The 11,688-nt window shown below is 40.7% G+C and carries 11 protein-coding genes and 2 pseudogenes; 6 read left to right on the forward strand and 7 right to left on the reverse strand.

Features of this window, described 5'->3' with window-relative positions; translation table 11 throughout:
* The first annotated feature begins 222 nt into the window (after nt 1-222).
* Both FB379_RS17570 and FB379_RS17575 read left to right on the forward strand, forming a co-directional pair.
* Nucleotides 223-921, forward strand: coding sequence for a response regulator transcription factor (locus FB379_RS17570; RefSeq protein WP_066248639.1), 699 nt, complete (start codon nt 223-225; stop codon nt 919-921).
* Nucleotides 908-2,365: a sensor histidine kinase gene (locus FB379_RS17575; RefSeq protein WP_066248637.1), complete on the forward strand. Its 1,458-nt coding sequence runs from the start codon at nt 908-910 to the stop codon at nt 2,363-2,365. Before FB379_RS17570 ends, FB379_RS17575 begins: the two co-directional genes overlap by 14 nt.
* A 130-nt stretch (nt 2,366-2,495) precedes the next feature.
* Here the strand turns inward: FB379_RS17575 and FB379_RS17580 are convergent, their stop codons facing one another.
* From FB379_RS17580 to FB379_RS17595, 4 genes are read right to left on the reverse strand one after another with little or no spacing between them, the layout of a single operon-like run.
* A complete protein-coding gene (locus FB379_RS17580; protein WP_094245851.1) occupies nt 2,496-2,930 on the reverse strand; it encodes a NisI/SpaI family lantibiotic immunity lipoprotein in 435 nt (144 codons plus the stop codon).
* Between the two features lie 54 nt (nt 2,931-2,984).
* The gene (locus FB379_RS17585; RefSeq protein WP_144598522.1) at nt 2,985-3,773 is read right to left on the reverse strand and encodes a lantibiotic immunity ABC transporter MutG family permease subunit; all 789 of its coding nucleotides are present in this window, start codon (nt 3,771-3,773) and stop codon (nt 2,985-2,987) included.
* Between the two features lies 1 nt (nt 3,774).
* Nucleotides 3,775-4,521 (reverse strand): lantibiotic immunity ABC transporter MutE/EpiE family permease subunit, encoded by a 747-nt coding sequence (locus tag FB379_RS17590; protein ID WP_066248629.1) that lies wholly within the window; start codon nt 4,519-4,521, stop codon nt 3,775-3,777.
* A 15-nt stretch (nt 4,522-4,536) separates the two neighbouring features.
* Nucleotides 4,537-5,229 carry a lantibiotic protection ABC transporter ATP-binding protein gene (locus FB379_RS17595; protein WP_066248627.1) on the reverse strand — a complete coding sequence of 231 codons (693 nt, stop codon included), beginning with the start codon at nt 5,227-5,229 and terminating at the stop codon, nt 4,537-4,539.
* 951 nt (nt 5,230-6,180) lie between these two features.
* On the opposite strand from FB379_RS17595, the pseudogene FB379_RS17600 reads away from it, so the two are divergent.
* Nucleotides 6,181-6,423 (forward strand): annotated as a pseudogene (locus tag FB379_RS17600) (alcohol dehydrogenase); the annotation flags it as partial.
* A 137-nt stretch (nt 6,424-6,560) separates the two neighbouring features.
* Here FB379_RS17600 and FB379_RS17610 read toward each other — a convergent pair.
* Entirely contained in the window at nt 6,561-7,109 is a 549-nt protein-coding gene (locus FB379_RS17610; protein ID WP_066248622.1) for a TetR/AcrR family transcriptional regulator, read from the reverse strand.
* 262 nt (nt 7,110-7,371) lie between these two features.
* Between FB379_RS17610 and FB379_RS17615 the strand changes: the two genes are divergently transcribed.
* Entirely contained in the window at nt 7,372-8,214 is an 843-nt protein-coding gene (locus tag FB379_RS17615) for an SDR family NAD(P)-dependent oxidoreductase (RefSeq protein WP_066248619.1), read from the forward strand.
* Between the two features lie 138 nt (nt 8,215-8,352).
* Here the strand turns inward: FB379_RS17615 and FB379_RS17620 are convergent, their stop codons facing one another.
* Nucleotides 8,353-9,270 carry an AraC family transcriptional regulator gene (locus FB379_RS17620; RefSeq protein WP_066248617.1) on the reverse strand — a complete coding sequence of 306 codons (918 nt, stop codon included), beginning with the start codon at nt 9,268-9,270 and terminating at the stop codon, nt 8,353-8,355.
* 181 nt (nt 9,271-9,451) lie between these two features.
* On the opposite strand from FB379_RS17620, the gene FB379_RS17625 reads away from it, so the two are divergent.
* Both FB379_RS17625 and FB379_RS17630 read left to right on the forward strand, forming a co-directional pair.
* A complete protein-coding gene (locus FB379_RS17625; protein ID WP_066248614.1) occupies nt 9,452-10,303 on the forward strand; it encodes an aldo/keto reductase in 852 nt (283 codons plus the stop codon).
* A 145-nt stretch (nt 10,304-10,448) separates the two neighbouring features.
* A pseudogene (locus tag FB379_RS17630) lies at nt 10,449-10,559 on the forward strand (aminoglycoside 6-adenylyltransferase); the annotation flags it as partial.
* Nucleotides 10,560-10,745: 186 nt separating this feature from the next.
* Here the strand turns inward: FB379_RS17630 and FB379_RS17635 are convergent.
* Nucleotides 10,746-11,688, reverse strand: a 943-nt coding sequence (locus FB379_RS17635; RefSeq protein ID WP_144598523.1) for an IS1380 family transposase, incomplete at its 5' end; no start/stop codon positions are given.

Here is an 11,688-nt window from a genome sequence, read left to right on the forward strand (position 1 = left end):
TAGAACCTCCTGTTATGTTAAGTGACGCTAACATTATTGCCAGGAATTCGTGAGTGTTTTCCTTATTTTTTGGGTTAAATCACAAAATGTGGTGATGAATCAAATTTTATTTATTAGGCTAGGAAAAAACAAGGTATTCTCTTATGAGGTTAAGAGGTTCCCTATCTGCATAGATATGGAATATGTTAAAATGCTGTTAGCTGTAAGGTGGGATATAAAAAAGTGAGTAAAAGAAAAATATTGGTAGTTGACGATAATGAAGATATTTGTCTTACGATCAAACAATATTTGGAGCTTTATAATTATATGGTTGAAATTGCACACAGCGGCACGGAGGCGTTGAAAATGATCAGCGGCGATTTTGATTTGATTATATTGGATATTATGATGGAAGGCATTGACGGAATGGAATTGTGTAGTATTATCCGTGATAGAGTGGATTGCCCCATTATATTTGTCAGTGCAAAAACGCTGGAGGAAGATAAGGTTCAAGCTTTGTCTATCGGTGGGGATGACTACATAACCAAACCCTTTGGTTTAAAGGAGTTAAAAGCAAGAATCGATTCCCACTTAAGAAGGGAAGAGCGGATCCGTTCGAATGAGAGATATCTTTTAAGTTCTAAAAATATTACCATTGATCTTTTGGCCAATGAGGTCTTTTGCAAAGGAGTTAAATTGCACTTAACAAAAAAAGAATATGAGATTATTAAATTGTTAATGTTGAATAAAAATGTGGTTTTTTCCAAAGAAAGAATTTTTGAACGTGTATGGGGATTGGATTCAGAAAGTCAGTTAGAAACGGTTACAGAGAGCATTAAAAATATTAGGAAGAAAATAAGAGCTTTAGATAAAGAAACTTCCTATATTAAAACATTATATGGATTAGGTTATAAATGGGATGTTACATATGAAAAAAGATAAAACAATAAAAAGAGATTTTTATTTATTGGTTGTTAAGATCTTCTTGTCAACCATTGTATCCTCACTTATTACTTATTTATGTTTATTATTATTCATATTTATGTTTACAAATAATAATACTATTAAGCCGACGAATTATTTTGTTAAATATCTCGATTTAATTGAAAAAAAGATTGAAGAAAACTCAGCATCAATTTTAATGGGGCGATTAATTGATACAAAGTCCTATAACGAAAAGATTCAAGGGGAAGTTTTGGACATCAACGGTAATCATATGTATGGTGATAAGGGAGTTGCTGGGGACAAAATAGATGTTGGTGAAGTTATAAATCATGAGATTGTAAAAGGAAGTTATGTTTACAGATTTATACCTATTAAACATGATAACTCTATTCAAGCGGTGTATGTGCTGAAAGCCCCTTTCGGATTCATCATTAATAATAATGATCGCCTCGGAATAGTGTTTATTTATGTTGTATTGTTGATTTCTCCGTTGATATTTTTTATTATATATTTAATTTTATTTACATCCAGGCTGTATAAATCATTGTTTAATAATATTAAAGTGTTGCTTCAGGCTGCCGATAAAATTTCGAACGGTGATTTTGATTTTAAAGTCTCGGGGCTGAAAAGAAAAGAGTTTATAAGGATACAGGATTCGTTTAATACAATGATCAGCGCCCTTAAAGAGATGATTGAAAGTTTATCAAAGATCGATGATGAACGGAAAATCATGGTGTCATCGATTGCCCACGATATAAGAACTCCATTAACCGTAATCCGAGGACAAATCGATTTAATTAATGATCTGAAGAACCAAGATCATTTTGATATTACTCCCCATTTGGATATTATCCGCAAGAATTGCAGCAAAATGAGCATGCTTACAGACAATTTGTCGTTGCTATATAAAGTGGAAAAAGCACACTTCTTATTGAATATTAAAAGAATTGATTTAAACAAAATGCTTAATGAGAAAAAGCAAGAAATATCAACAATGGTCTATAATAAAAAATCCGTAAACATTTATTTTGATGTGAATTTAAGGAAACAATTTTATTTTCTTGACGAAGCCATGTTAATGAGGGTTTTGGATAATATTTTATATAACAGCCTGAGATTTACAACGAGCGGGGAAATTAAACTTGAAGTGCGTGATGAAGCAGACGGACACGACACCAAAATCTATTTTAAATGTTCAGACACAGGGACAGGATTTAAGGAAAAAGATACGTCTCTGTTGTTCAAGGCATTTTATCAGAATGAACAATATAAAAATCATTTTGGTTTAGGCCTTTATATCGCAAAAAAAATTGTAAACAATTATGATGGGGAGATTTGGGCTTACAACAATGAAAACGGCGGAGCAACCGTTGAGTTTTATATTAAGGAGATATCAAACTATCCCCAAATTTCACAACCTTCCAACAACCCTAGTAAATGAAGATGGGCGTTGGCGGCGGAAGAAAGGCTAGAGAAAGGGTTGCATATCCCCATCTTTCTCTAGCTGCTGTCTACTTATTTGAGATTATACGGGTTGTTATAAGCTCTATTTCTTATCGCAACGTTGAGATTCATTTTCTTTTCGCAATTAGAAATTGATTGTTGATTGTTACGGCCACTTCTTCTTCCGGGCTTACGCCTTTTATGCTGTATACCCAACCAAAGTTCAAGTGAGTTCTTTTTTCATCTTTTTTATCAGGAACAATTTCGATCTTTCTCAGCTCTTTTTTGCTTAGGATTTGATGATGCTCATTAATGGTAATCGTTTCTGTTACTTTCCCAATCGGTTTGTTCAATTGACGTCGATCTACTTTTGACGCTTGAATGACATAGGTTCGGCCTTGATAGCTAATTTCTTTTAAATTTTTCTTGTTCAGTTCGTATTTTGGCAATGTTCGATCGATCGCCATATTGTGTGATGCCGTTTTTTTCAGGTCGCTGAAAAGCGAACAACCTCCTAAGAATATGGTTCCAATCAGCATCAGGAATAAGATGGAATTTTTCATATCTGCTCTGAGACCTCCTTTTTTCAACATCATGCCTGGATGGAAGGTGAATCTTCATTCATGCGGTTTATTTCCTTCCCAACGATGAAACCAGATGGAACCGATGATCGTTACAACCATGAAGCATGTGATCGCAGGCACAATCCCTTTTAACAACTCTTGAAAATAGAAATTTGACAACTGCATTCCCAAGGCCTGTTTTACCTCGGGCATCAATAACATGGGGGCTTGCGAAAGGCGAACGGCCCAAGCCCATGGAATATAATTCCATATATAATCTCCTAAGACAGTTGCCCCGATGATAGCCGAAATAAGGAATCCTCCGCCTCCGATCGCTATAGATGCACCCATACCGAATGCAAAGCTGATAAGCATATGCATGGAAAAAAGAATTAGTGAGCCAACAACAGACAACAGCGCTCCTTGCAAAAACAAATCATAATGGATATTGTCTATGTTCAATATATATCTCATCCCTAACAACATAAGGAAAGTTGCCAAGAATATGTCCGCAATTGCTGCAAAAATCAGCAGAAAAAGTTTGCCTAAGTAAAATTTCGCTCTTGAAACAGGACCGGTCAACAAGTTCATAAAACTTCCCGATTTTTCTTCCTGGTATGAGATCAAACCGGTAAGCAGCGAGATAATAATAGGTAAAGAGACAGTCAATACCTCAAAAAAGCCTCCGTATATTTTAACTTGCCAAGAAGAAGGATCATTGTATCTGGAAAAATACCATAACATAAAGATTGGATAAATGACCGGCGTTACAAACACGATCAGTCTGATTGTTGTACGCCTTGTCTTTAACCATTCGGAAGACAGAACCTGCAGAAAAGACATTTCAGTTCACCTCTTTTCTCGAAAACCAAAATGCTGTAGCAAAAGACAATAAAAGAAAAATGACAATGGAGATGGCAATTCCCATTGGAATAACGGAAGGATCCAATAAAGGGCTTCCTTTTTCCAAAGGAACTCCGTTCGGATGAACCCCCACAATTGGGCACATCAGTCTCATTCCCCAGCTCCATGGAATATACATCCAGTACGATTCTGAAGCCATTACTACTCCTAATACAATCCCTATCACACTTACAATAATGGAAATCACTATTCCGAATCGTTCTGCAAAAAACAACCCTATAGGAATGTATGCTAAAGATGTGATCCAAATGGTAAGGCTGGCCAATATGACGACAGTTGCTGATGAAATACTGTTGGGCAAAATGAATTTTAATATGATTAGCAATAGAATGAATTCAATTGTTGAGAGCAATGTATAATAGGCAATTACAATGATTTTGCTGAACCATATGCGTATAATACTAATATCATAGCAACGTAAGGATCTATAGTTCCCCGACTTTTTTTCTCTCATTGCTGAAAGCGATGCGATCAATGACGTTCCTAACGGAGCAAATATTAACGGCCACCAATTAAATACGGTGTATTCGAAATAATTATATTCTGAATTAATCGTAGGCATGGTAATAATGGCGTACAGTACAAAGAAAAAAGGAGCAATATATACGAGTTTTTTGGCAAAAGTCCGCTTATATTTTAAACGTTCAGACTGTATCATATTCAGCATTATTCTCAGCCTCCTTCATAATCCGTTGACCACATCTATAAAGAGTTTTTCTAGATCTTGGTCTTCATCTATTTCTCCTTGATATTTAAGTTTTCCGTTTTGAATAATGCCGATATAATCCGCCAATTGTTTTACTTCCGTCAAAATATGGCTTGATAAGATTACAGTTATTCCTTGTTCTGGGAAAGATCTGATAAGTTTCCGCAATTCTTGTATACCCAGCGGATCAAGTCCGTTTGTCGGTTCGTCGAGAATAAGAAGTTTGGGATGATTTAAAAGTGCTTTGGCAATACCCAATCTCTGCTTCATACCAAAGGAAAACTGAGACACTTTCTTTTTTTCTGTATTTTCCAAACCAACAATTTTCAACACTTCTTTTATTCTTGAGTCAGGCAAATTCAGTAATTTTGCATGAACAAGTAAATTCTCATAGGCCGTTAAATTGCCGTAAAGAGCCGGTGATTCGATAAGCGCACCGATATCTTTAAGGTCTTTTCTGCTCCAAGGATGGCCATTTATCATAATTTCCCCTTTTGTAGGACGCAGAAGTCCTGTCAGCATTTTTAAAACAGTGGATTTTCCGGCTCCATTCGGTCCAAGCAATCCATAAATGGTATTTCTTTTGACCTTTATCGATACATTGTCTACCGCTAGTTGTTTGCCGAACGCTTTGCTTAAATGATGGGTTTCCAACATATACTCTCCCATGTTCATGCTCCTTTCATAATGAAAAATTTTATCGTGATGTTGCTTCTGGCTGGAATAAGGACAAACATAGCATGCTGTCTTCGTGCTATTTTTTATATTAATGCCTCAATCTAATGTTTTTGTAAGAAAAGGAACAAATTGATGATGTTTTCTGTGGATCGATCTCTTTCAATAAGGAGGCAAGACGCATAATGACTGGAACATCATGGAAGATATGTTTCAAGGAAGCGGGAGAAAAGTAGATATTGATGACGTGATGCTCAACGGAATCGGCTTTTTCGATGATTGAGTGCGCAAACAGCGAATCCACGGGAGACATGCGGCATTTTTCTATGCGTCGTCACCTTTCCGACTTCATGGGGAAAGGGCGGACAATGGGTGGGGCACCCAGTGGATTCAAGACAGTTTTCTACACAGGGTCCAGGCCACTGTTAAGCACAACGTTCTGTTCAACTGTTTGCGCCTATCCTTCATTATGGGAAGGAGAGGGAGATTTTCATGCCTAGGTGGAGAGCAAAAGTTGCTCATGGATGTTTTCTATGGTTTTCCTTAGAAGCAGTATAACCGGAGTGGGCGCCGCTTATGCGCAGGTTAACTTTTCAATGAGCATATATATAGTTAACCGATAGATACCAAACAGATTGATTTTGGCTTTGCAGATTATTTCGGAATGTTTGCGTTCCCTTCTGAACGAAGAATGAGCAGGCTGAAAAGGGTGAAACGGAAGGTGTTCCACAAGGGAGGACACCTTTTCTTCTTCCTAATGTATACGCATATTAAGTAATCATTTAGTGACAATATGTTGTGTTTTTGTTAGGATCAACAACCTTTTGAGACGATCAACTCCTGATTATTGTGTAAAAATTCGCTTTCGGTCTAGCAAATTTAGGTCTTGGAAAAATCAAACTACTTTTTGCCGTTTCTTTTTACACAAAATCTTGGACTTAACCCGGTGCGCCAGCTAACCCGGATACGTACAATGTGTTTTCCTTAATTATGCACCGCCGCAGCATCGCTGGTTCCCTTGTCGGCGGCCTTCGGGAAACGCAAGAGATGCTTGATTTCGCCGCTGAGCACGGCATTGTGCAAAAAATTGAAGTGATTCGCGCTGACCAAGTGGACGAAGCGTATGAACGTGTCCTCCGCAGCGATGTCCGTTACCGCTTTGTCATCGACATGTCGACATTATCGTGATGGCGAAATACGCATCCGTCGGAAAGGAGAGAAAAAATGGAAAACATCGAGATTATCCGTAACGGCGCACAGCCGTCCTCTAAAGGACAAGAAGAGTATTTTACCGGAAATGTCCGCATCGATCCGTTATTCCAAGATTAACCTAAATTCCGATCCAATAACCGTCCCGTTTGTTCGGCGATGACGCGTGCTGGGAGCGGCATCCCATTTTTGAACCACCATTCCACAATCCCGACGACGGCGGAAGCGAAAAATTGCAACACCACCTCTTCGTGCAATCCTTGATTTTTCCCGCCAGATACATCGACTTCCGGCTTGAATTCTTCGATGACCAGCTGTAAAAACCGATTGCGGAAATGTGGTGCCCCTTTGCTGGATAACATCGTCGAGAAAAATAGACGATGGCGTTCAAAGTACTCGTACCAGATATAGTTTCCTTCCTCAAACGTCAGATCGGAAGCCTCGCGGCAAAGCTTCCGTAAATTGTCCATATGTTCTTCAATCAGTTGATCCAATAAATCGTATTTGTCTGTGTAATGGAGATAAATCGTTCCCCGGTTCACATTGGCCCGGTCGGCAATCTCTTGGATCGTAATGTCGTCAAACGGTTTTTCCGCCATCAGTTCGATAACGGCTTTTTTAATGGCTTCTTGGCTTTTGATGATTCTGCGGTCGACTTTGGCCATGTTGAAATCACCAACCTCTCCTAAAGATAATCAATAACTTTCATTGATTTGTTGAATAATCAACGAATTCCATTCATTTAACGATTTGAACGCATTCGATTTCTTTTTATAATTATAAACAGATGTTGTTTATTCAATCAATATTGATTTTTGAGAGCGCATAATTAATGAAATAGCGTAAACGTATCCGTAAAAAAGGAGTGCACCTCTGAGAGGACGCAAAGCCTTGATACATCATTATTTCGAAAGGAAGGAATGAAATATGTCTAACAAGAAAGTCTGGTTTGTTACTGGTGCCGGGCGCGGCATGGGCGTCGAGATCGCCAAAGCCGCCCTAGACGCTGGCTACAACGTCGTTGCTACCGGCCGCAATCCCGAAAAGGTGGCTAAGGCTATCGGCGAGACCGGAAATCTGCTCGTTGCGAAGCTAGATGTTACGAATCCTGCAGATGCTGAGGCCGCCGTCAATGCAGCGGTTGACCGATTTGGAACGATCGATGTGCTTGTTAACAACGCCGCTAACTTTTATGGGGGCTTCTTCGAGGAACTGACACCGGAGCAGATTGGGCATCAACTCTCCACCAACCTCATCGGCCCGATGAACGTCACCCGCGCTGTGCTGCCGGTGATGCGTAAGCAACGTTCGGGGCACATCATCTCCATTTCATCGACCGCGGGCTTTGTCGGCTACGAGTATTGTTCCGCTTATGCTGCCTCGAAATTTGGCCTCGAGGGGTGGATGGAGTCACTGCGTTTCGAAGTCGAACCGTTCGGCATCAAGACGACCATCGTCAATCCGGGCTTTTTCCGCACTGAGCTTTTGCGGCCGGAATCGACGACTTGGGCAGCGCTGCGCATCGAGGACTACACCGAACGCAATGCCGAGCTGCGGCCTTGGTGGGAGTCGATGAATGGGAAACAGCCTGGTGATCCTGCTAAACTGGCCAAGGCGTTAGTGGCTATTGCTAGCCAAGAGGAACCGCCACGCCGTTTTATCGCCGGTACTGACGCCATCGCCGAAGCTGAGCGGAAGACCGCCGAGTTCCAAGAACAGATCAACGCATACTGTGACTTGTCGACTTCTCTGGCGCACGAGGAGGCATAATCAGCCAGAGGTGAAGTGAGTCTGTTAAGGATTCGGGGAGCGAAATGGGATTGGATGACCATGTATCATTTTGGCAAATGAAAAGCGGAGAGGCTAGCCTTGAGAGAACAGAAGATGTTTCGGCTAGCTTCTCTTTTTCTATGCATTAGCCCTTTTCGTACAATCCCCTCTTAGACGCTTGACATCCTCTTTTGGAGGCAGCCCAAACATGCGGGAATATTCGCGGCTAAATTGCGAGGGGCTTTCATAGCCGACTTGAAAGGCGACATCGGCGGCATCGGTCGATTCAGTTAATAACAAGCACCGGGCTTCTTGGAGCCGCAGTTGTTTTTGAAACTGAATTGGGCTCATCGCTGTTACCTCTTTAAAGTGTCTATGAAGAAAAGAAACACTCATGTGGGCAATGTCTGCCAACTCTTCAATTCGAATAGGTCGATTATAGTTTTGTTTAATATATTCGATCACGTCTCTAATTCGATAAACAGAGCTCCCTTCGATTGCGATTTGTTTCAGCACATCTCCATGCGGCCCTTGCAAAACGCGATACAAGATTTCCTTCGTATAAATAGGAGCTAGGACGTCAATATCTTTCGGAGTGTCAAGCAAACGAACGAGTCTTATTACCGCATCGAGCAAAGGGAGCTCAATCAGGCTGACAAACATCGCCCGCTTAGCTTGTCCGTTCAGGCCGGTTCCAATTTCCTCATCCCTTAAAATGCCTAAAATTTCCCCAGGCGTCAATTCAATTTTCAACGCCAAATACGGCACATCTTCAGTTGCTTCTACTACTTGGGCAATAACCGGCAAGTCAACGGATGCCACAAGATAATGGGTAGGACTGTAAGTAAAACGTTCCTGTGCCAGCCAGACGTCTTTTTTCCCTTGGACAACAAGGCATAAAGAAGGGCGTTGAACGCCGTGACTCGGAGCCGTCACCCCCGATTGGCGGAACAAAAATAAAGCAGGAATCGCTGTTGCGTGAACCCCATCTTGCCCTGTATGGCGCTCAACGAGTTTGGCCAGTTCGTTTTGTTGTTGATAAATTTGTTCAGACATAAAATCCTCCTTCGCTTTTATTCTTGCTAGTTTCATTCTAATACATATTCATCGGCTGCATAAGTGGTTGTGAGAGGATTAGGCAATGATTTGCGATGATTGTGATACCGGTCTCTTTTGTAGTTGCGGCATAATGAAAGATGCAAAGAGGTTTTCCATGAGAAATAGAGGAGGTATATATATGCAAACAGTTACGTTGAACAATGGCGTCAAGATGCCGATCTTAGGCTTTGGCGTTTACCAGATTACCGATCTAGATGTATGTGAGCAATGTGTATATGACGCCTTGATGACCGGCTATCGCCTCATTGATACGGCCGCCGCTTATCAAAATGAAGAAGCGGTTGGCAGAGCAATCAAACGGAGTGGCGTGCCAAGAGAGGAAATATTTGTTACCACAAAACTTTGGATTCAGGATGCCGGTTATGAGAGCACAAAGAAAGCATTCGCAAAATCACTGGAAAGATTGCAATTGGATTATTTGGATTTGTATTTAATTCATCAGCCATTTGGTGATGTATATGGCTCTTGGCGCGCTATGGAGGAATTGTATCGCGAGGGAAAGATTAGGGCAATTGGAGTTAGTAACTTCCAGATGGACCGCCTGGTAGATTTGATTATTCATAATGAAGTAGTTCCTGCTGTAAACCAAATTGAAACACATCCTTTCTGCCAGCAAATAGAAAGCGCGAAACTTATGAAAGAGTACAATGTTCAGATAGAGTCTTGGGCGCCTTTTGCTGAAGGAAGAAATAACATCTTCCAAAATGAAGTTTTAGTATCAATAGCTCAAAAGTATAATAAATCCGTTGCTCAGGTGATTTTACGTTGGTTGACGCAAAGAGGAATCGTTGCGATTCCAAAGTCTGTTCATAAAGAAAGAATCATCGAAAACTTCAATATCTTTGACTTTGAATTAAGCCAGGAGGATATGAAGATGATTGCTACGTTAGATACGAAAAAGAGCTTGTTTTTTTCACATAATGATCCTGAAATTGTGAAATGGCTCTGTAACCGTAAATTTGATATTTAGTGTTCTTATCCAACATAACGAAATGAAATACGGAGAACCGTGTCATAAGTGATGGCAAACTTCAGTTAGTTGAAAAAGGATTTGATTTTAATTTGTAGAAATTATCGGTGTGGAAAATAGTTCTTTTTAGAAAGGAAGACGCTTAAAAAAGTTCTTGGAGCCTGAAATTTGGAATGACTTTGAGAAGACATATACAGATGCTAATTATGATAATATCTGGAATTCATTATTCTTACCTGAATCCGTGATGAATTGAAATCGACTTTGATTTTGTTGTAATTTTGATGGATTGATAATCCATAAAACCCTTTTTATGCTTATGACCTATGTCATCTCTATTTCCGAAAATGGAACAAATCTCTTTTTTAGGTATACGAACCAAAAAAATAGACAAAAAAGCACAGGGAGTGACGTTGGACATCAGTTCCCGAACATTCGTTCGTTATCTTACCTCTCTCCATTTCTGATAGACGTTCAGTAGGGGCTCGCTATAGCCACTCCTTCGCGTCAGTTTCATCCAGATCTGTCGTGATCGACGGACGAGTCGCCCTGCCATCGTGATCACCGTCTGAATAATCGTCTTGATGCGGCGGCGTTTCACTTTGTGGTGCAACGGATGTCTCGGATCGCTTAATAGATCTTGTCCAATCAGACGAAGAAGATTGTAAACGAAGGCTCCCATGACCAACACGAGCGCATTCGTTTTCATCTTCCCAGATGGAAGCCGCTCTAAATCTAAGTCGCTCTTCAGTTCGCTATGAAACTGTTCGCATGTCGCATGGTCATGATACAACGCGAGCACATCGCTCATTCGAACATGCTCGTATCCTTTGAGCCGCACCCAATAGCTTTCCACTTCATAATCAGGAACGAGCATCAGCTGTCCATTGCGTTCCATCGTCCGTTCCGTCACTTGGGTAACTTGAACGTACGTATACGTGTTTCCATCGATCGCTGCCTTCTGTGGAAGGCATAGCTCATAGGTTTGTACTCCTTCGCTTTGTCCATCATCGACACGTTTGCCCTTTTGCGAAGCGATCTGGAACCAAAGCGCTTTCGATTCTCGGCGTAAGTTTCGCTTGATGACAAAGTCCACGTCTTCCTTTAGGCATACGTGCACATTCGCTTCTGCATCGTTTCCTGCATCCATGCGAACAAGCAGACGAGATGAAGTCAGTTGACGAGCTCGACGGATAGCGGTGACTAAAAACGAGGGCATGTTGTCTTGCACATGTTGTTTCCCTGGACGCAACTCGGCATGAACGAGATACCCTTCCTTCCCTGCATACACAAACAACGGTGTAAAACCGTCAAATCCTTTATACGTTCGACTGACTCCTTCTTTTTTCGTATCGGAGTTGTCAAATGGGGAACCATCTATATCA

Origin of the sequence: Aeribacillus composti (genome assembly GCF_007827555.1) — a bacterium.
Classification (GTDB): domain Bacteria; phylum Bacillota; class Bacilli; order Bacillales; family Aeribacillaceae; genus Aeribacillus; species Aeribacillus composti.

What these genes read in the sequence shown, in the direction of transcription:
- FB379_RS17575 (WP_066248637.1), top strand. Translation starts at nt 908, where the DNA reads ATGAAAAAAGATAAAACAATAAAAAGAGATTTTTATTTATTGGTTGTT.
- FB379_RS17580 (WP_094245851.1), bottom strand. Translation starts at nt 2,930, where the DNA reads ATGAAAAATTCCATCTTATTCCTGATGCTGATTGGAACCATATTCTTA.
- FB379_RS17585 (WP_144598522.1), bottom strand. Translation starts at nt 3,773, where the DNA reads ATGTCTTTTCTGCAGGTTCTGTCTTCCGAATGGTTAAAGACAAGGCGT.
- FB379_RS17590 (WP_066248629.1), bottom strand. Translation starts at nt 4,521, where the DNA reads ATGCTGAATATGATACAGTCTGAACGTTTAAAATATAAGCGGACTTTT.
- FB379_RS17595 (WP_066248627.1), bottom strand. Translation starts at nt 5,229, where the DNA reads ATGGGAGAGTATATGTTGGAAACCCATCATTTAAGCAAAGCGTTCGGC.
- FB379_RS17610 (WP_066248622.1), bottom strand. Translation starts at nt 7,109, where the DNA reads ATGGCCAAAGTCGACCGCAGAATCATCAAAAGCCAAGAAGCCATTAAA.
- FB379_RS17615 (WP_066248619.1), top strand. Translation starts at nt 7,372, where the DNA reads ATGTCTAACAAGAAAGTCTGGTTTGTTACTGGTGCCGGGCGCGGCATG.
- FB379_RS17620 (WP_066248617.1), bottom strand. Translation starts at nt 9,270, where the DNA reads ATGTCTGAACAAATTTATCAACAACAAAACGAACTGGCCAAACTCGTT.
- FB379_RS17625 (WP_066248614.1), top strand. Translation starts at nt 9,452, where the DNA reads ATGCAAACAGTTACGTTGAACAATGGCGTCAAGATGCCGATCTTAGGC.